The following is a 20,503-nucleotide window of genomic DNA, read 5'->3' on the forward strand; positions in this document are numbered from 1 at the left end:
TGCCGCAAACCTATTTCCTATTTCCTCGTTGCTGTTTCCTATTCTTTCTAAAATCCCCTTGCCAAAAGATACTACCTAGCTTACGATAACGGCGCATGTTCTGCTACGATGAGCAATGCTGTAAGGAGGGTTCGACTATGCAGGAGAAGATCTCGCGTCGCAGTTTTCTGAAGGGGAGTATGGCGCTTGGGGCCGGGGCGATGCTCTGGATCTATGCCGATGGGGGCTATCGCCTGAGTTTGGCGCAGGATGCGCCCGCCTATAAGCTGAGGATTTTGCATACCAACGACCACCACGCACGGATTGAGCCGGTGATGAGTAGCGGTGAGCCGGTACACGGCGGGGTTTCGCGCCGCAAAACCCTGATTGATCGCATCCGCGCCGAGTCGCCCGATCCGGTTCTGCTGGTTGATGCCGGAGATATTTTCCAAGGAACACTCTATTTTAATCAGTTTGATGGCCAGGCCGATCTGGAATTCTATAATGCTATGGGGTATGAATTGATGACCCTTGGCAACCATGAGTTTGACCGCACCGAGGAGGTATTGGCGGCTTTCATCACGGGGGCGAGTTTCCCGGTGTTGAGCGCTAATATCACAGTGCCAGAGGGTTCAGCTCTGGCCGGTACGTTTAGTCCCAATATTGTGATCGAAAAGGGGGGTGAGCGGATCGGCTTCTTTGGCCTCACGCCCCAGAATACGCCCGAATTGGCCTTGGGGGCGCGCAACCTTACCTTCAGCGATCCGGTTGAATCGGCCCGTGCCCAGGTAGCTGCGCTACAAGCCCAGGGGGTGGATAAGATTATCGGCTTGACCCACATTGGGATTGAGCTTGATCGGCGCATCGTCCGCGAAGTGGCTGGGATCAGCATGATCATCGGTGGCCACAGCCATACCCCGATGGGCCCGATGAATGATGTGGGCAATCCGCCCTACCCTGAATTGCTCCCTGGGCCTGATGGCCAGCAGGTGGTAATCATCACCGCATGGGAATGGGGCCGCTGGCTGGGTGATGTGACGGTGAGCTTTGATGCTGCAGGGCGGCTGGTTGATGTGCAGGGCAATCCGAGTGAGGTTGAACCCAGCCTGCCAACCGATGCAGGCTTCGAGGAGCGCATCGCAGTCTTCCGTGCCAGCCTCGATGAACTGCGCCAGCGTGTGATCGGTGAGAGCAGCGTAGAACTCAATGGTGAGCGTGACGATATTCGTAGCCGCGAGACCAACCTGGGCAACCTGGTGGCCGAGGCGCTACTCACTGGTAGCCGCACCGCAGGTGCCCAGATCGCGATCACCAATGGTGGTGGTATTCGCACCTCGATTCCGGCAGGGCCAATCACGGTCGGCCAGGTGCTGGAAGTGCTACCCTTTGGCAACACCCTCTCCCTCGTGACCCTGAGTGGCGCCCAGATCAAAGAGGCGCTTGAGAATGGCGTCAGCCAAGTGGAGACCGGGGCCGGACGTTTTCCCCAGATTGCGGGCTTCCGCTTCAGCTTCGACCCCAGCCAGCCGGTTGGTTCGCGCATCAGCGCGATCTCCTACGAGAACGAAGCGCTTGCGCCCGACGCGATGTTGCGCGTGGTCACCAACAACTTTATGCTGGCTGGCGGTGACGGCTATAGCGTCTTTGCCGCTGGGGCCGATGCGCTCGATTCTGGGCTGATCATGTCCGACGTGGTTGAGCAGTACATCGCAGCCAACTCACCGATCACGCTAGGCACCGATGGGCGCATCATGGAAGAGGCCGTGGCTGAAGCGCCGGTCGTGCCGATTGCACCCGTACCCGAAGCGCTGCCCGAGCCGTTGCCCGAAGCGGCCCCTGAAGAGGCTCCAGTACCGATTGCGCTTCCCACCACTGGCGGCCCAGCCACGCCACTTGGCTTGCTCACCAGCCTGGGGCTTGGAGCTCTTGCCGGCGGCTTGGCCCTGCGCCGCCGCGCCGAGCGCATCGCAGCCGAAGAGCAGCATGAGCAGGAACGGCACGATGTAGCGGCGGATTAATACGATTTACGATTTACGATTGTAGATTGTAGATTGTAGATTACCGAACATGGCGTTCCAATGGGCTTTTGCGTTCTTGATAACACGGCATGTTCAAGAGGACAAGCGAAACACATGTCCTGCAATCTGCAATCTGCAATCTGCAATCTGCAATCTGCAATCTGCAATCTGCAATTTGTTGTCATAGCATAACCAAGTTTTTACAAAATCGCGGCATACACACCCATATAGTAAGTTGTAACTTTGGTAATATACCTATGCTATGCTGTTGGGTAGCGTGTAGGGCGGCGTGTGTGTCGTGAAGTTTATTGCCTGTAAATCAAACAACGGCACGTACCGAAAACCGCTCCGAAGCATCGTTTACCACGCTGAAACATGAACCTAACCGTCTAGCATCTCACTAGCGAAGGAGAAACCCATGGCCGCATTTAGTCTAGCTGTTTGCCCCCACGATACCGTACGCAACTCAGAGGGCTGGTACCGCTTTGTACAATTCTTGGCTCAAAAGCTTGGTGATAATGTAAGTTTCAAACTGGCGCTCGATTTTGCTGATTTCCACGAGCATTTTAGTTCTTCCGACATTGTGTACGCCAATCCGAGCGACGGTGTCCAATTGCTCGATAGCCATGGTTACAGCGCCCTCGTGCGGCCTGTCGGCACCTACGACGAAGCCTTATTGCTCGCCGGGCCTGATGGCCCCAAGCCCGATCTCAGCGTCCTCGCCGGTGCGCGGCTTGCTACAATCACCCGCCTTCTGCCCACCAAAATCGCCATCCACGAACTCAAGGCGCAGGGGATCAGCCCGGGCGAGTTGGTCAATTGCGACTCATGGCTCAGTGTGGTGCGCAGCGTCTGGGGCGGCGACACGCCCTATGGGATTATCTACCGCGACTCGTACCAAGACCTCTCTGAGCAAGGCAAGGCGATGGTACAGGTCATGTTTGAAACCGATTGTCGCTGTGCCTTCCACATGATCTGCGTCAGCCCCAAGCTTGCCGAACACGCGGCGGGCCTCCGCGACGCCCTGATCACCATGGGCGACGATGCTCTGGGCAAAGAGGTGTTGATAGACATGAAGCTACCTGGCTGGCAGCCGGTTACCAGCGAAGAGCTTGAGGTGATGCGGCAGATGCTCACGTCGTAGGTTGTGCTCTGTGGTAGGTATTTGGCGGCGTAGCCGCCAAATACCTACCACAACACGATGATTTTTGCGCTACCGCTATGGCTCTAGTCCATCCAACACCTCCCCCACCCGCATGATCTCCTCCTGCGTATTGTAAAAATGGGGCGCGAAGCGTAGGCCGTTGCGCACGGTGGCGATGATTCCGGCCTCTTCGAGTTGCTTGCAGGCAGCGTCAGGATCGGGGAGGTTGTTGAGGACAACGATGCCGCTGCGTTGGGCTACGCTGGTGGTGGTGGCCGCGAAGGTGTAGCCACGTTCGCTGAGGTCGTTGATCAGTGCATCTACCAGTTTCAGCACCTGTTGCTCAATCCGCTCAATGCCTACCTCTTGCAGCAGGCCCAGGGCCGCGTGTAGGGCCGCAGCACCATAGATGTTGGGCGTACCGAGCGAAAAACGGTCGGCAGTGGGCGGAAAGGTCAGGTTGTAGTCGAGGTAGTTGAGGCCATCCACCACACTGGATGCGCCCACATAGGCACCTGGCTCCAACTCAGCTAGGCGCTCTTGGCGCACATAGAGGAAGCCCGCACCGGGGGCCGAGAGCAGCCACTTCTGCGAACCAGCCGCCAGGAAGTCAATATGGCACGCCTGCACATCCAACGGGAAGGCGCCGAGGGTTTGGATGCCGTCCACCACAAAGTAGATCTCGCGCTCCTTGCAGAGCTGGCCGACTGCCGCAATGTCATTACGGAAACCAGTGGCAAACATGGCGGTACTCAGAGCGATCACACGGGTACGTTGGTCAATCCGCGCAACCAAACGCTCCAAGTCGAGCCCGCCGTTGTGCTGGGGCACCATTTTGATCAGCACGCCCTTGTAGGCCAACTGCTGCCATGGGTAGATGTTGGCCGGGTAGTCGCCATCGAGCAGCAGCACATTATCGCCCGCCCGCAGCGGCAGGCTCACCGCGACCGTATTGAGGCCAGTGGCGGTATTGGGCATCAAGACAATTTCATTGCTGCTGCGCGCATTGATCAGTGTGGTGAGCCGTTCGCGCAACTCAGTCATCATCCCCATCACCTGGGGCCACATCTGCATCGCGGGCGTATGGAGCGCCAATTCACTCTGGGCCTGCACCGCAGCCACCACGCGCCGATTGAGCGGCGAGACCGCAGCGTGGCTGAGGAAGGCATAGCGCTCGGTGATGGGAAATTCGACGCGGTAGGTGGTGAGGTCTGTTTGTGTCATGATTTTGGGGGGGAGTGGGGAAACCAGGTTTCCCCACTCCCCTGCTTGGAGGGGGATGGGGAAACCTGGTTTACCCATATCTATCTACGCATCCAAAAAGTCACGCAAAATCTGGTGGTAGCGTTCAGGATGTTCGATCATTGGCAGGTGGCCGCACTGTTCGATCCAGAAGAGGCGGCTATCGGGGATGAGGCGCGCTACTTCGGGGGTGCCGACGACGGGCATGATCTTATCTTGGCGACCAGCGATAATAACGGTAGGAGTCAAAAGGCGGGTCATGGTAGGATTGAGGTTGGCATCACCGGAACTAGCGGCAGTTTCGAGTGCAGTGCGCCGATCCATCTTGAGGAAATCGCTGAAGGCCTCGCGCAGGATGGCGTCATCCTTGGGCAGGTGGTAAAAGAAGCGCCTGCCAACAGTCCGGTAGAACATGCGCGAACGGGCCATCCAGGGGCGGCGCAGGGCCATCCAGAGCGCCATGACATGATGGATCTTTTCGACAATCACTCGTTCGCGTTCGCTGCGAAAGGTACTGATGCAACTCAAGGCGAGACGACGCACACGTTGCGGCTGGCGCATCGCCACATAGATCGCCACGCTCGCACAGAAGGAGTGGCCATTGAGGTCAAACTGCTCAAGGCCCATGGCGTCGGCAAAGGCGACCACCACTTCAGCCAAAGCTTCGGCGTTAGCTGGCCCAACAAGCGGGGGCGAATCGCCAAACCCAGGCAGATCGGGCGCAATCACATGCCGGTCGTGACCCAACGCGGCCAGGGTGGGCCGCCAATAGCCCGACGAGCCACCCCAGCCGTGGAGCAACAACAGGGGCGGATGGCTAACCGTATGCGGACGCGATTGGCGCAAAAAGATGGTGCGCTCACCAAGCTTTAGCAACTCCAACGGTTCAGGCAGAGAGAGAGGCGGAACAGTGCTTGTCATAGGGGTTCACCGCAAGTAAATGAAGGTACCTACGTGAGTATAGCATATTGGATGGGAGCGAGCGCACATTCGCATTACGTTAACCTTCCGGTGGGGGTTTGGAGCCTAGCCCCAAAGCGGGTTTCAGGGCGGCAGCCTTAAACATAATGCGAATGGAGCAGGCGCACCATGGGTGCGCTCCCCATGACGTAGGCGCTGTAGCGCCATTCATAGCCCGTATATGCTATCATAGAACGTGAGCGACCATCCGCGAACCTGGAGGTACAAGATGGAACCACCTTTCCCTGGGATGGATCCTTACTTGGAGCGTGCGAGTCTCTGGCCCGATGTGCATGTCGGTCTGATTACGGCGATGCGTGATGCCCTTCAGCCGCAAATTGCGCCCGCCTATGTCGCCCAGATTACGCCCTATGTTGCACTTGAGCAGATTGATATTGCCGTGCCGCGACGGGCGATTGTGCCCGATATTGGGCTTTACGAACGTGAATCTCCCAAGGCCGCAGCGCTGGCAGCGACGATTGAAGCACCCTCGCTGACCGGCACGGCGCTGCTTGATATTCCTACGCGCTATGCGCGGATCGAGATCCGAGCGGTGAATGATGAGACGTTGGTGACGGCGATTGAGTTACTTTCGCCAGTGAATAAACGTCCCGGTGCGGAAGGGGTTGATGCCTACGAGAAGAAGCGCCGCGAGTTGTTTACGGCTGGCGTGCATCTGCTCGAAATTGACCTACTGCGGGGGGGCAAGCGTCCGCAACTGGCACCATCCACGCAACTGCCCGCTGCGCCCTATTTTGTCTTCCTCAGCCGCGCTGAACATTGGCCTGAGATTGACATTTGGGCCTGCACCTTCGAGCGCCCGCTGCCGACGGTGCCGGTGCCGCTGCGCCGCCCCGATCCTGATGCGGCGCTGCCACTCAACCAAGTGCTCCACCAAGTTTACCGCAATGCCCGCTACGATCTGCAAATAGATTATCGCGCCGCACCGCCCCCGCCGGATCTCAGCGCTACCGACGCCGCATGGCTTGAGGCGCACTTACGCGAACGTGGGCGGCCACACGCATCAGGTTAGGATTGCAGATTGCAGATTGCAGATTGCAGATTGCAGATTGCAGATTGCCGAACATGGCGTCCCAATAGGTTTTAGGCACAATACTTTGTTAGGGGCGGCGCGGTAATTGCGGTAAGAAGCTGTCTGAAAAGCCGGGGGGCACACGTTGGGGTGCCGGCTTTAGCCGGCTAAAGCCGGCACCCCAACGCCAAACCATAGACTTTTCAGACAGCCTCTAACAGATGTACTTCACTCTTGTTCGCCACGCCCACGGATGGCCAGCGGGTAGATGCTGCCATCGCGCCAGAGGCCAACGAGTTCAACGGGGCCATAGATGACGCGCTGATCGGCGGAACGTTGCATGCCTGGAATTATATTGACATCGCGGGGTGGTGCAACAAACTTAAGTTGACGGGCATCGTTGTCGGGAACCCCGCCCTCGCCGAGTAGTTCGATCAGCAGGGCGGAATCGGGGGTAGCCAAAAGATAGCCTTCAACCTGTACGGCATGGCCTGCATAGCGTTCGCTACCGGCTAAGAGCTCCATGATGGTAAATTTACGTGGCTCACGCGGAATCAGCTCGGCAGCGGCCAAGCGATAGCGATAGCGTCTTGAGGGGCCAAAACTGCCTGGCCCCTCAAGACGCCCACGTGCTTCAACGAGCAGATATTGAGTTGCGCCAGCCACACTGATGGCGGCATCTTCTGGCAGGGTTGGTACGTCACCGAGCCAAAGGCCGAGATCATCAAGTGGAACTGGCGGATCGCGCATATGCAAGCCATCCACAAGGGCTGCGCCGTGTTCATCAATGAAGAGGTAGCCCACGGTTGCCACTTGGCCAAGGCTTGGCCCAGCCAGTAATAGCTCGCCAACAGTGGGCAAGCTGGGGCTGGAGAGCGAAGAGGGCGTCGTAGCCTGCCCACCACAGGCAGCCAAGCAGGTAAGCAAAAAGAGAGCAATCAGACGGCGCATGGGGGCTATTGTAGCATATATCTGCCTTGATTTCGTAATCTGGAAGTCACGGATAGGCCCATGATAGGTTTTGACAGTTCTTTTGAGGCTTCTGCAAGCGATTCAGATGCTACAATGCGACGCAGGTAACCGACTTGTGCGTATACTCACAAATTGGAGGGAAGACGAACATTTATGGGCACGAAGAACTCGCGACTCCAGGGCTTCTACCAACTCAACCCGTTCGAGCGGCTGCAGATGGTCAAGTCGTTTGACGGTCTCTGTGATGAAGACCTGCGTGTCCTCCACGGAGGACAGGGCATCCTCAGCGTTGAGCGTGCCGATAAGATGATCGAAAATGTGATCGGCACCTACAACCTTCCGATGGGAATCGCGACGAATTTTCGCATTAATGGGCGTGACCACCTGATTCCGATGGTGGTTGAAGAGCCTTCAATTGTGGCCGGGGCCAGCTATGCGGCGAAGATGATCCGCGAGGGCGGTGGTTTTTCGACCAGTAGCACCGAGCCGCTGATGGTTGGGCAGATCCAGATTGTGGGGGTGAAGGCGCCCCAGAGCGCTCGCCACGATATTTTGGCCCGCAAGCACGAGATCGTTGCGGCGGCGAACGCTCAGAGCCGCTCGTTGGTTTCGCGTGGTGGGGGGGCGCGTGATGTTGAGGTGCATAACCACCCGACTAGCCCGATGGGCCCGATGCTGGTGGTTCACTTGACAGTGGATTGCCGCGATGCCATGGGCGCGAATGCGATCAACTCGATGTGTGAGGCGGTCGCCCCGCTGCTTGAGCAGATTACCCGTGGGCGCGTCTACCTGCGGATTCTCTCCAACCTGAGTGATCGCCGCTTGGCGCGGGCGCGCTGTGTGGTGCCCACCCAAGCCCTTGCCCGTGATGGGCTCAATGGCGAAGATGTGGCTGAAGGAATTATGTGGGCTTATGCCTTTGCTGCGGTTGACCCCTATCGCGCCACGACCCACAACAAGGGCATTATGAACGGCATCGATCCGGTGGTGGTTGCGACCGGCAACGACTGGCGTGCAATTGAGGCTGGAGCCCACGCCTATGCCGCCCGCTCTGGCCAGTACACCTCGCTCAGCACCTGGGAGCGTGATGCTGATGGCAACCTTGTGGGTACTATCGAACTGCCCATGGCCCTTGGCATCGTCGGTGGGGCTACTCGCGTCCACCCGGCTGCTCAGACGGCGCTCAAGCTGCTTGATGTCCGCTCGGCTGGCGAGTTGGGCGAAATCTGTGCCGCCGCTGGGCTTGCCAGCAATCTTGCGGCCATGCGCGCCTTGGCCTGCGAAGGGATCAATCAGGGCCATATGGGCCTACACGCCCGCCAGATTGCGATGGCCGCCGGTGCCCACGGCATGCTCATTGATGAGATCGCACGGCGCATGATCGAAGAGCGCAACATCAAGCCCGCCCGCGCCGAAGAGCTCTTTGCAGAACTGCATGCGTCGAATTAGGTAAGGTTGTGCAAGGGAACTAGGTTCCCTTGCACAACCTTATATTCACTGTTGCGCGGCGCAGCCGCGTAGCAGTGAACAACCCAAACTTATGATGAAACCAAATCGCCCGGTGGGCCTCGTTGGGTACGGGGCCTATATTCCGCGCTACCGCATTGCGGCCAAAGAGATTGCGCGGCTCTGGACTGATGGCCAGGGTGGGGTGCCGGTGAGCGCGAAGAGTGTGCCGGGACCCGATGAGGATACGATTACGATGGCGATTGAGGCCGCACGCAATGCGTTGGCCCGCGCTGAATTGGATGGTGAGCGGCTTGGTGCTGTTTGGGTCGGAAGTGAAAGCCACCCCTATAGCGTGAAGCCCTCTGGTGGAATTGTTGCCGAGGCTATCGGTGCTTCGCCATGGGTCAGTTCGGCTGACTTTGAGTTTGCCTGTAAGGCGGGCAGTGAGGCTTTTACGGCAGCGATGGCGCTAGTAGGTAGTGGGATGGCCGAATATGCCATGGCGATTGGGGCCGATACGGCCCAGAGCCGCCCCAGTGATGCGCTTGAGTATACCGCTTCGGCTGGGGCGGGCGCGATGATCATTGGCCCAGCAGAGCAGGCTTTGGCGACGATTGATGCCACGGTGAGCTATGTGAGCGATACGCCCGACTTCTTCCGCCGTGCCGACCGGCCTTACCCGGTGCATGGCAATCGTTTCACGGGCGAACCGGCCTATTTCCATCAGATTACCAGTGCAGCCCAGCGGCTGCTGGATGATCTCGGCAAAGGGCCGCAGGATTTTACCTATGCCATTTTCCACCAGCCCAATGCCAAATTCCCGCAAACCGTAGCGAAACGCCTCGGTTTCACTGATGCCCAGATTGCCCCTGGCATGCTCAGCCCCCAGATTGGCAATACCTACTCTGGGGCCGCAATGGCTGGCCTCTGTGCCACCCTTGATGTGGCCCAGCCTGGTGAAACCATTTTTGTGACCACCTACGGCAGTGGGGCTGGCTCTGATGCCTATGCCCTTACCGTCACTGAGCAATTGCTTGCCGCTCGCGCCCGTGCCCCGCTTACCAGCGCCTATTTGCAACGCCAAGTCTTTGTAGACTACGCGATCTATGCGAAGTGGATGGGGAAGTTGGTGATGGGCTAGGGGTCTCTGGCGCAGGTTTGGGATGCCCTGGATGGCCCTCACCAACCCCTCGGGCGGGGGTTTGGGGCGTAGCCCCAAAGCGGATTTTAGAAGCTGTCTGAAAAGCCGGGGGACACACGCTGGAGTGCCGGCTTTAGCCGGCTAAAGCCGGCACTCCAACGCCAACCCATAGACTTTTCAGACAGCATCTTAGGGCGGTAGCCCTCAAGTTCACACAACGTTACAACAAGAATAAGCAGATTTTATGAGCAATATCTACCTTGTGGGTGCGGCAGCGACGCCGGTAGGCGAACACTACGCACGGAGTTTGGCTGATCTCGCGAGTGAGGCGGTACGCGCAGCTTTTGCGCCGCTCTCCGCGTTGCCCCTTGATCGCGTGGGTGGGTTGTATGTGGCCAATGCGCTGGCCGAGAACTTGGCGAGCCAAGGGCAGTTGGGGGCCTATCTTGCGACATCTGTGGGCTTACACGGTGTCCCGGCGCTGCGCGTTGAGGCGGCGGGGGCGAGTGGCGGCGTTGCGGTGCAGCAGGCGGCTCAGGCGATTGCCGCAGGTCAGTGTGAGATCGCGGTGGTGCTTGGAGTCGAGAAGTTGACCGACCGGCTTGAGGGTGAGGTTGAGGCTGCGTTGGCGCTGCAGAGCGATGGCGAGGCGCAGGCGATCCATGGCCTGACCCTGACGGCCCAATGGGCGTTGCTGATGCGCCGCTACATGCATGTCTATGGCTACCCCGCTGAGGCTTTTGCACCCTTCCCAGTGAATGCCCATACCAATGCGGCCAAGAATCCCCAGGCGCTCTACCGCTTTGGGATCAATGCCGACAAGTATCGCAAAGCTGGGCAGATTGCCTCGCCGCTCAATATGCTCGATTGTAGCAGCCTCGCTGATGGTGCGGCGTGTCTAGTTTTGGTCAATGAGGCGTTGGCCCGCGAGTTACCGGGGCCACATCTGCGTATCGCTGCAACTGCTGTCGCTACCGATACACCGAACATTGCGGCGCGTCCCGATCCGCTCGATCTGAGTGCCTGCCGCACCAGCGCCCAGGTAGCCTTGGAGCGGGCCCACCTTAGCTTGAGCGATGTTCATGTGTTTGAAGTGAGCGATCCCCACGGCATTACGGCCGCCTTGGCGCTCGAAGCGTTGGGCTGCTACCCCCGTGGCGAAGCGCCGCGCCACGCGGCTGATGGTGCCATTACGCCCACCGGGCACACCCCCATTGCTACGGCGGGTGGCTATAAAGCCCGTGGTGACATTGGTGGGGCGAGTGGTATCTATCAGATGGTCGAGTTGGCACGCCAACTGCGCGGCGAAGCTGGCCCAACCCAAGTGGCCAACGCACGCATTGCCCTCGCCCAATCGCTCGGTGGTCTGGCGGCAACCGCGGCAACCTGCGTGCTGATAGCCGATAGCTAGAAGGATAAAGACCCATGGAAGTTGCCCGCCACTGGCGTCAGCGCGGTACGCGCTACCGGCTTGAAGGCCAGCGCAACACGCGCACTGGTGCCATTCGCTTTCCTGCGCAGCCCCCCGCCCTTGGCGAAGAGCCAAGCGAATGGGAGAGCATCCGCCTCAGTGGGCGCGGGACACTCTATAGCTTCAGTGTGATCCGCCAAGCGCCCGATGGCTTTGAGGGCTTGGTGCCCTACCCGGTAGCACTGGTGCAACTCGAGGAAGGCCCCCTCGTTACCGCCCAACTCACCGATTGCGCTGAAGCAGACCTGAGTATCGGCATTGCAGTCGAGATGGTTACGCGCCACCTGCTCGACACAGGCGAAGATAATGTGCTGGTCTATGGCTATAAGTTCCGGCCCTGCTTGATGTAGAGGCTACCTCAACATACTTTGCGTCCGCGCCGCGTGGCTTCGACAGGCTCAGCCAGCGGCGCGGACACAAAGCATTTGTTAGCGCGAAGAAGCCTTGGGCTTGTCTAAGCGCCGGAGCGCGGGCGTCCCGCCCGCATGCGGGCGGGACGCCCGCGCTCCCAGGTTCGGCCCAGGGCTTCGCCGCCACACCGTAACACAAAAAGCTGGTTTGGGGCGTAGCCACCCTTCGGCTATAATCAACAACCATGGAACACGAATCGCTCGCACTACTTGAGGCGCTGCTACACATTCCTTCGCTCTCGGGGCAAGAGGCGGAGGCAGCGGCCTTTTTGGTTGATCGGATGGCCGGGTATGGCTGGGAAGCCACGGTGGATGCTGCGGGCAACGCGGTGGGCTTGGTAGGCCATGAGGGGCCGTTGGTGGTGCTGTTGGGCCACATTGACACCGTGCCGGGTGCGATCCCGGTGCGGGTTGAAGCTGGTTGTCTCTATGGGCGTGGCGCGGTAGATGCCAAAGGGCCCTTTGCGACCTTCATTCAGGCGACGCGGCGGGCCGAGTTGGCTGGGCGCTTGCGCTGCCGGGTGGCCCTCGTGGGCGCGACGGAAGAGGAGGCGGCAAGTTCAAAAGGGGCCCACTATGTACGCGAGCGCTATGCGCCAGCCTATTGTGTGATTGGTGAGCCGAGTGGCTGGAATCGGGTGACCTTGGGCTACAAAGGGCGACTCTTGGTCCACTACCGCCTTGAGCAGGCGTCGGCCCATAGTGCCGGCGAGCTACCCGCTGCCCCTGAGTCGCTCGTTGCTTTCTGGCGTGAAGTAGAGGCCCATTGTGCGGCCCACAACGCCGGGCGTGAACGGCTCTTCGATCAACTCATCCCCTCGTTGCGCCAGGTTGCCAGTGGGGGCGACGGCCTCACCGATTGGTGTACCGCAACCATTGGTCTACGTCTACCCGAAGGAATTGACCCGGCCTGCCTAGCCGATGATCTGCGCGCGTTGGCTGGTGCGGCCCATGTACGCTTTGAGGGCGGTTGTCCCGCCTTTCGCAGCCCGCGCACTACCCCACTGGCCAGCGCCTTCCTGCGCTCCATTCGCGCCCACGGGGGGCAACCCGCCTTTTTGCACAAGACTGGCACCGCCGACATGAATGTCGTTGGCCCAGCTTGGAACTGCCCGATTGTAGCCTATGGCCCCGGCGATTCCCGCCTCGACCATACGCCCAACGAGCATATTGTGATCAGTGAGTATTTTCAAGCGATTGAGGTACTGGCTGAGGTGTTGGGGCAGCTCTGAGAACAGGATATAGGATATAGTTTACGTCATCAGGCTTGACTCCGGGTACAATGCAGCGTAGCATTAACATAAATCCCTCAGTGTAGAGGGAGGTACACCTATGCTAAAAGCAACGACCGCTTCCATCGCCAACGATGTCCCACTTGCCCAACTCTGCAAAGCGTTGGGCAATCCGGTACGCATCGCTATTTTACGTTACGTGTTGGAACACCCCGATTGCATCGGAAACCAGATTCTACTCCATTTGCCCGATGATGGCCCCCATGCTCAATCCACGCTTTCGCAGCACCTGCGCCAACTGCGTGATGTCCACCTACTTGAGAGCTATTCGGATGGCGCAGCAGTCTGCTACCGGGTCAATAGTGAACGCCTTGCGTGGCTGCGGAACGAGTTGGGGGGGTTGAGCAAATAAAAAGGAGACTTCCCCATATGCGTCTATCGGAAGATAAGGTACGGCGGATCGCCGAACGCATCCATGATGAGTTGGCTCAGCAAGGGTTACTGGCCTATCGTGAGCCACATGGCACCAAACCAGGGGTTGGGCGGGCCGCCCGGGTTAAGGCAATTTTTGACTTCATTGTTGCAGATCTGCAAGTGGAGGAGGAGATTGATGCCGAGGTGGATCGCGTTTTGGCTACCTATAGTCGTGAGATTAAAGGCACTGAGCGGGATATTCTCTTCCGCAAACACAAAGAGGAGATTGCGCGCAAACGTGGGTATGTGTTGTGAAGGATACAGGAAGTAGGAGGTCGGTGGCCCGCAGCGGGGCGTCCACGAATGCATCGATGTGGTCTGCAACGAGGCCGCCCACGGTACCACACGATTGAACCGCTTGGGGGCCGCTGCTACGCCCCTACGGTGCGGTGCGATGGGGGATTTGTCCACCGCAACACGCTCGTCGTCACCCAATGTAGGGGCGTAGTGCTGCCCCGCTGGAATCATGGCGAGCGCGTCTTGATCCGGGCCGCTGAAGCGCTATGTGGAACAGCACTTCAGCGCGGGCAAGCGCGATCTCTATGCAGCCTTTATGTTGCGTATGGGGCGCAGCCATTCTCCCGCGCTTCTGGTGAGGATTAAACATGTGAAGCATGCTACAATAAAATAGGAGCCCAATACTACATCGGAACTGGGAGTCCACGATGACTTCTGTTGCTGTTGCAGAATCTGATTCGCACCCTCTTCGCCAAGAATCTCGTTTTACACCGCACGTGATTGCTATTGGTGCATCGGTTGGCGGCTTGCAAGCTTTTACCGAATTTCTCCAAGCAATGCCGCCCGCGAGTGGTCTGGCGTTTGTGTTGATTCAACATCTCGATCCGCAACAGCCGAGCTATTTAGCTGAGTTGCTTGATGCACAGACGACGATGCCGGTGCATCATGTGCATGCCACGACGCCCATCGAGGCCGACCATGTCTATCTGCTGCCGCCCAATCATGCGCTAACGATTGAACAGGGTGAGCTGCGTCTGGTGCCGCCGACGGCAATTCATGGCTTGCGCCTGCCATTCGATCACTTCTTGCGTTCGCTCGCCGCCGATCAGGGGCCACGGGCGGTCGGTATTGTGCTTTCGGGTACGGGAACCGATGGGACGCAGGGGCTGGCGGCGCTACAGGCGCAGGGTGGGCTGACTATCGCCCAAGAGCCCGCCTCCGCTATCGCGCCGATGATGCCCGAACATGCCATCGCCGCCGGGGTGGTAGACCAGATTCTGCCGATTGCCGCCATGCCCGCCGCGCTGCTGGCCCATGTTCGCCAAGCCCCCGCCGCACGCTCCACGCCCCAAGTCGCAGCAGAGCCCCCCGCTGATCTGTTGCGCCAGATTATAGCCACCCTCGAATTGGCGACGGGCCACGACTTCAGCCACTACAAAGTCTCTACGCTACGGCGGCGCGTCGAGCGCCGGAGGCAGGCGCTGCGTCTGCCCAGCATGGATGACTACTTCGCACGGTTGCAGCAGGATCGGGAGGAGGTGGAACTACTTCTTCAGGATCTGTTGATCAGTGTGACCGAATTCTTCCGCGATCCGGCGGCGTTCGAGGCGCTGGCCGCCACCTTTCTTCCCCATATCACACGCAATCGCGCCCCGAACACGCCGATACGCATCTGGGTGCCGGGCTGCGCCACGGGTGAAGAGGCCTACTCGCTGGCTATCCTGCTCGCGGAGCATTTCGATAGACTCAATACGCCGCCAGCCGTGCAGATCTTTGCCACCGATATTGATGAGACCGCCCTTGCGTTGGCCCGTCGTGGACGTTATGATGCGAACATCACCGCCCATGTCTCGCCCGAACGCCTCGCACGCTACTTTTTTCAGGAGGGCCAGTTCTATCAGGTGAGCAAGACGTTGCGTGAACAGTGCCTCTTTTCGGCGCATAACCTGATTAGCGATCCCCCCTTTGGACGGATGGATCTGATTGCGTGTCGCAATCTGCTGATCTATTTTGATGCTGATCTGCAACGACGTCTCATGCCGGTCTTTCACTACGCGCTCGCGCCCAACGGCTTCCTGTTTCTTGGTACTGCCGAACATGCTACCGGCGTCGGGAATGAAGGTGAACTCTTTCGCGTGATCGATGGGGCCAAGCGCATCTATCAGCGCAAAGAGCGCTTGATACGCCCGTTGGTCGATCTGCCATGGGCCAATGCGGGGCGCATTGGCTTGCGAACGAGCGCAACGGCGCGGCGCACGCCGCAGAGCAGCACACGGGGCATTGCTGCGACCATTGAGCGCATTCTGCTGCGCGAGTATGCTCCAACGGCGGTGGCGATTGATGAACAGGGGATGATCCTCTACCTTAGTGGGCGCACGTATCCCTACCTCATGGTGCCTGCGGGTGCCCCTACGACCAATCTCTTAGCCTTAGCACACCCCGATCTCCAACTGCCTTTGCGGGCTGCGCTGCGCACCGTTGCCCAAGAGCGTACATCAGTGGTACACGAGCATCTCTTGATGGGCAGTGGTAGCGACCAACTCTCGATCACCTTCACGCTCCGTCTGCTCGACGAACCGGAGCTCAATACCGATCTCTTTTTGGTGGTCTTACAGGTTACCCGCCCACCAACACCACTTGCACCGAGTGACGATACCCAGACGATGTTGAGCGACTCTGCCGATATGCTCGCGCTTGAATTGCAACGCACCCGCGATACGCTTGAGGCGATTATCCGTGAGCACCAAGAGGCTAACCTTGATCTGACCGCCGTGAATGAAGAACTGCGGGCGCTCAATGAGGAGTTGCAAGCCACCAATGAAGAGTTGCAGACCTCGAAGGAGGAGATTCAGTCGATCAACGAAGAGTTGCAGACCGTCAATGCCGAATTGAGCCGCAAGATTGCCGAACTCGATCGTGCCAATGCCGATCTCGCTAATCTCTTCGCCAGCGCCCAGATTCCGGCGATCTTCCTCTATGCCGATGGCCGCATCGCCCGTTTCACGCCGCAAGCGACTGAACTCTTTGCGCTCATCGAGTCTGATCTCGGACGACCGCTCAGCGACCTGCGCGCCCTCTTCCACGATGGCAACCTCCAGGCGCTGATCGCCCAGGTTCTCACGAGCGGCACCTCGCGCCAAGAGATGGTCTATCAACCGGAGGGCGATCGCTGGTGGAGCATGCAGGTTCGACCCTACCACACCCTCACCGGCAACACCGACGGGGTGGTGCTGACCTTTGCCGACATTAGCGCCTTAAAGCGGGTCGAGATGGTGCTGCAGCAAGCCAACGACAATTTAGAGCAGCGTGTTGCCATGCGCACCGACGAGCTCGCCGCCACCAATGCGGCTCTTCAGGCGCAGATCGCCGAGCGTGCGCAGGCTGAACAGGTGCGCCAGCAGTTGTTGCAGCAGTTGGTGACCGCGCAGGAGGAGGAGCGCCGCCATATTGCCCATGAACTGCACGACCAGTTGGGTCAAGATCTCACCGCCCTGCTCATTGGCCTCAGGGCGCTCCAAGAGGTGCTTGCGGTCAATGATCCAATCACCGAGCAGGTGTTACAACTCCAGACGATGGCGATCCAGGTGAACCAAAATGCACGCAACCTCGCGGTGCAACTGCGCCCCTCTGTTCTTGATGATTTCGGCTTACCGTTGGCGTTACGCAACTATGTAGACCACTGGTCGGCGCAGGCGCACGTTGCGGTCGATCTACACATGAGCGGCCTTGATGCTGAACCACTGCCCCTCGCGGTCGAGACGACGATCTACCGGCTGATCCAAGAAGCACTGACCAACATCCTCAGACATGCCCAAGCGAATGAGGTGGGTATTATCGTTGAGCGCTCCCCCGTACAGGTACGGTTGATTGTTGAGGATGATGGTGTAGGCTTCATGATGCCTATGTCATTGGAGAGCCTCGATCGGGTGAAACAGATGGGATTGATCGGCATGCGTGAACGTGTAGCTCTTCTCGGTGGCGATCTGAGTATTGAATCCGTGATAGGTAACGGCACCTCCATCTTTGCCAACATTCCACTGCCTACGGCCACGGAGAAAGGCAATGACGGTGACGATCAAGGTCTTCCTCGTTGATGACCATATGGTGCTACGCGAAGGGCTCAAAACACTCATTGCCACCCAGTCCGATATGCAGGTGGTAGGCGAAGCTGGTGATGGCACAACGGCATGGCAGCAGATCGCGCAATGCTGCCCGGATGTGGTGATCATGGACATCTCGATGCCCGGCGAGAATGGTATTCGGGCGACTGAGCGGATCAAGCAGGTATGCCCGGCGATCAAGGTGCTGGTGTTGAGCGTCCACGACGACACGAGCTACCTGCGCCAGATGCTCGCGGCAGGGGCGTCGGGCTATATTCTCAAACAGACCGCAGCCGACGCCCTCCTCCAAGCTATTCGCGTGGTCGCTTCGGCAGCACTCTACATCGATCCGTTGTTGGCCGAACATGTCGTCTTTCGCTACGCACGGCGCCCTGCCGCCACCACCGAGCTGTTGGGTGCCGCTCTCAGCGAGCGTGAACACGAAGTGGTGCGGCGCGTGGTGCAGGGTTATAGCAACAAAGAGATCGGCAGCCAACTTGATCTAAGTGTCAAGACGGTCGAGACCTACCGGGCACGGGCGATGCAGAAGCTCGGCCTAACCAACCGGGCGGCCCTGGTGCGCTACGCCCTTGAACGCGGCTGGCTGCATTGAGTTACGCCCCCACCGGGGGCGTAACTCAACCCTTTGCACAACAACACACATCCCCGCCTCCCGCCTCGCCGCTATCTGCTCTCGTTACGCACCAAGGCTGGCTGGATCTGCGGCAGGATCAGCGTGAGGGTGCTGCCTATCCCTTCAACACTTTCGACTTCAATACGTCCTTTATGAAGATCTATAATCGCCTTACAAAGATAGAGACCAATACCTAAGCCAGACATCATAGAACTATTGCCTGAATGGGTTGTCGAAAAGCGTTGAAATAGATGAGGCTGAATATGCGCCGGAATGCCTATACCCTGGTCACGCACCGTGATCACCGCCTGTTCGCGGTGAGCAAAGAGTGTAATCATAATCTCCATCCCGTTGGGGCTATATTTCACTCCGTTCTGGATTAGATTCTGCAATACCTGCTCCAAGCGCACCGCATCCCCCATCACCAAGAGGGTGCCAGCGTCGTTGCGCAAACGCAAGATGTGGTTGGGGAACGTCGGCTGAAGTCTATAGACCACCCGTCGCACCAACTCACTTAGATCAACCACCGCCAGATTCACCCGTAGGTAGCTATAATCAACATGCGCTACATCCAGTAACACATGCGTAAGCGCACTGAGCCGCATGGTCTGATCAACCAGCAGATCCACTGCACGACGGTCGTTGGGGTTCTCCCCTGTACGCGCATTCATGCGCTGCTGCAACATCCTAACCTGCCCTAAAAGAACCGTCAGTGGCCCGCGCAATTCATGGGCAGCAATTGCCAGAATACTGTCGCTCATGTCGCGCTGCTGCTGCGCTGTCTCTGCTGGGAGGCGCTTGGCGGTTGGCACCAGACCATCGGACAACGGTATCGTTGCCCCAACCCAGCGGGTACATGTGCCGTGTTCATTGAACTGGGGCTTCGCCTCGGTACGCTGCCAGCGGTAGTTACCGCTCGCAGTGTAGAATCGATGTTCGCTCAAGAAGGGGGTGCCGCTTCTGATACAACTCTGCCACTGCTGGAGCATAATGGCTCGATCATCATTGTGTACCAGTGCCGCCCAACCCAGCCCAGTGAGCGCCTCGGCAGAACTGCCCGTGTAGGCACAAAAGGCAGGATTGACATAGTTCCATGTGCCATCAGGGCGGCTCGTGAAGACCATTGCGGGAAGAATCGCCAGCAACTGGTCTTCGCCATCGGGCACCCTGCCATTAGGGGGGTCCCCATGAGAGTAGTTGGATATACTTTGCACCTTGTCTCCCTACACAATGTGGAACAGGGGCATAATGTAGGGCGAGATCGATCCAGCCTGTACCAGAAAATTGCTGCCTAGTCACAGCCCAGAAGCCTTGTCTACCGCAACGTTGTAGACGGTCTCCCAGTTTAGCCGCAGGCGCCGCTATCTGTCTAGCAGGACGAATTTGATGATACTGTCAGGATTCTCCTGACAGTGTAATACCAATTACCCTTGAACATGCCGCATTATCAAGAACGCTAACGTCCATTGGAACGCCATGTTCGGCAATCTGCAAGCTGAGGCCATTGCAACCTTTTTGCGTTTTGTGACCAATTGGTCACAAAACGCTTCTCCACTGCCCAGTTGAGTGTGCGCGTGATGGCCTGCGCCCGCCAAACGAAGACCGACGGGCCATGTTTGGTTTGGGGCGGGCCGTTGCGTCGGCGGATGCTCAAGCAGCAATTAGCGCAGCCAGCCATTGTTCCCTGGTGGCAGCAGATCAACGGTGTGTTCGCCGCTACCCCTGCCTTTGACGAAGCGATCCATCTTGGCCGTCAGTATCGGGAAGCACAGCGTCCGCCGGAAGGTTTTGCGGTTATTAACGCTAGTGGCAGCAACTGACGTGCCCTTCCTCTCGCTCTTCATCCTCAGCCCTATGCGCCTCAAGCGCAACACCGCGCTGCCACAACTCATAGGCGCTGACATCCATCTCATCATTCCATCGTCAGGCGCTCACTTTAGCGATTACATCTGTGGACAAGCCACCGTGCTGGTGTCAGGTGATACCGACCTTCTTGTTCTCCACCCCTTCGGTGCAATCCCCATCCTCACACCGCAACAGTTCATAGAATCTCATGGGTGTGACCAAAATCTGTAGGGCGATGCCCTACAACCGTTAGGATTGATGAAGGATGCGAGGGAACCAGGTTCCCTCACACACCCTATCGCGCATGCGATGGATTGGTTATCTCCGCTGGAAAGGGCGTAGCAGCGGCCTTTGGTTTGCGGTGGCGGGCGTGGTTCGCTTGGGGGCCGCTGCTACACCTCTAAAGGATTATCTACCCCCCGGCCCTTTCAGGTAGAGAGT

17 protein-coding genes are annotated in these 20,503 nt (G+C 58.5%); 13 read left to right on the forward strand and 4 right to left on the reverse strand.

The features are described 5' to 3' along the window. The first annotated feature begins 137 nt into the window (after positions 1-137). Positions 138-1,997, forward strand: coding sequence for a 5'-nucleotidase C-terminal domain-containing protein (locus CJ255_RS12185; RefSeq protein WP_097644378.1), 1,860 nt, complete (start codon positions 138-140; stop codon positions 1,995-1,997). Between the two features lie 418 nt (positions 1,998-2,415). Further along, a complete protein-coding gene (locus CJ255_RS12190; RefSeq protein ID WP_097644379.1) occupies positions 2,416-3,141 on the forward strand; it encodes a phosphate/phosphite/phosphonate ABC transporter substrate-binding protein in 726 nt (241 codons plus the stop codon). Positions 3,142-3,216: 75 nt separating this feature from the next. On the opposite strand, the gene CJ255_RS12195 is transcribed toward CJ255_RS12190, so the two are convergent. After that, entirely contained in the window at positions 3,217-4,365 is a 1,149-nt protein-coding gene (locus tag CJ255_RS12195) for an aminotransferase class V-fold PLP-dependent enzyme (protein WP_097644380.1), read from the reverse strand. A gap of 84 nt (positions 4,366-4,449) precedes the next feature. Then, positions 4,450-5,304, reverse strand: a complete 855-nt coding sequence (locus tag CJ255_RS12200; protein WP_097644381.1) for an alpha/beta fold hydrolase — start codon at positions 5,302-5,304, stop codon at positions 4,450-4,452. Between the two features lie 268 nt (positions 5,305-5,572). On the opposite strand from CJ255_RS12200, the gene CJ255_RS12205 reads away from it, so the two are divergent. Then, complete coding sequence (locus CJ255_RS12205; protein ID WP_097644382.1) at positions 5,573-6,376, forward strand: DUF4058 family protein; 804 nt, start codon at positions 5,573-5,575, stop codon at positions 6,374-6,376. Between the two features lie 228 nt (positions 6,377-6,604). Here the strand turns inward: CJ255_RS12205 and CJ255_RS12210 are convergent, their stop codons facing one another. Next, positions 6,605-7,327 (reverse strand): hypothetical protein, encoded by a 723-nt coding sequence (locus tag CJ255_RS12210; RefSeq protein ID WP_097644383.1) that lies wholly within the window; start codon positions 7,325-7,327, stop codon positions 6,605-6,607. A 153-nt stretch (positions 7,328-7,480) separates the two neighbouring features. On the opposite strand from CJ255_RS12210, the gene CJ255_RS12215 reads away from it, so the two are divergent. From CJ255_RS12215 to CJ255_RS12255, 9 genes are all read left to right on the forward strand, one after another. Further along, entirely contained in the window at positions 7,481-8,797 is a 1,317-nt protein-coding gene (locus CJ255_RS12215; RefSeq protein WP_281257207.1) for a hydroxymethylglutaryl-CoA reductase, degradative, read from the forward strand. Positions 8,798-8,888: 91 nt separating this feature from the next. Continuing rightward, positions 8,889-9,938 carry a hydroxymethylglutaryl-CoA synthase gene (locus CJ255_RS12220; protein ID WP_097644385.1) on the forward strand — a complete coding sequence of 350 codons (1,050 nt, stop codon included), beginning with the start codon at positions 8,889-8,891 and terminating at the stop codon, positions 9,936-9,938. A gap of 244 nt (positions 9,939-10,182) precedes the next feature. Beyond that, a complete protein-coding gene (locus tag CJ255_RS12225; RefSeq protein WP_097644386.1) occupies positions 10,183-11,349 on the forward strand; it encodes a thiolase family protein in 1,167 nt (388 codons plus the stop codon). 14 nt (positions 11,350-11,363) lie between these two features. Next, the gene (locus tag CJ255_RS12230; protein WP_097644387.1) at positions 11,364-11,759 is read left to right on the forward strand and encodes a Zn-ribbon domain-containing OB-fold protein; all 396 of its coding nucleotides are present in this window, start codon (positions 11,364-11,366) and stop codon (positions 11,757-11,759) included. A gap of 245 nt (positions 11,760-12,004) precedes the next feature. Next, the gene (locus tag CJ255_RS12235) at positions 12,005-13,051 is read left to right on the forward strand and encodes a [LysW]-lysine hydrolase (RefSeq protein ID WP_097644388.1); all 1,047 of its coding nucleotides are present in this window, start codon (positions 12,005-12,007) and stop codon (positions 13,049-13,051) included. A 100-nt stretch (positions 13,052-13,151) separates the two neighbouring features. Further along, positions 13,152-13,463: an ArsR/SmtB family transcription factor gene (locus CJ255_RS12240; RefSeq protein WP_097644389.1), complete on the forward strand. Its 312-nt coding sequence runs from the start codon at positions 13,152-13,154 to the stop codon at positions 13,461-13,463. A gap of 17 nt (positions 13,464-13,480) precedes the next feature. Then, positions 13,481-13,780, forward strand: a complete 300-nt coding sequence (locus CJ255_RS12245) for a DUF507 family protein (protein WP_097644390.1) — start codon at positions 13,481-13,483, stop codon at positions 13,778-13,780. Between the two features lie 410 nt (positions 13,781-14,190). Continuing rightward, entirely contained in the window at positions 14,191-17,577 is a 3,387-nt protein-coding gene (locus CJ255_RS12250; RefSeq protein ID WP_097644391.1) for a chemotaxis protein CheB, read from the forward strand. Beyond that, positions 17,546-18,196 carry a response regulator transcription factor gene (locus CJ255_RS12255; protein ID WP_097644392.1) on the forward strand — a complete coding sequence of 217 codons (651 nt, stop codon included), beginning with the start codon at positions 17,546-17,548 and terminating at the stop codon, positions 18,194-18,196. The genes CJ255_RS12250 and CJ255_RS12255 overlap by 32 nt, the downstream gene beginning before the upstream one ends. 71 nt (positions 18,197-18,267) lie before the next feature. Here the strand turns inward: CJ255_RS12255 and CJ255_RS12260 are convergent, their stop codons facing one another. After that, on the reverse strand, positions 18,268-19,383 hold the full coding sequence (locus CJ255_RS12260) for a PAS domain-containing sensor histidine kinase (protein ID WP_097644393.1): 1,116 nt from the start codon (positions 19,381-19,383) through the stop codon (positions 18,268-18,270). Between the two features lie 366 nt (positions 19,384-19,749). Between CJ255_RS12260 and CJ255_RS12265 the strand changes: the two genes are divergently transcribed. Beyond that, entirely contained in the window at positions 19,750-20,037 is a 288-nt protein-coding gene (locus tag CJ255_RS12265) for a hypothetical protein (protein ID WP_124681916.1), read from the forward strand. Positions 20,038-20,503: the final 466 nt, after the last annotated feature.

Origin of the sequence: Candidatus Viridilinea mediisalina (assembly GCF_002532535.1) — a bacterium.
In the GTDB taxonomy this organism is placed as follows: Bacteria; Chloroflexota; Chloroflexia; order Chloroflexales; family Chloroflexaceae; genus Viridilinea; species Viridilinea mediisalina.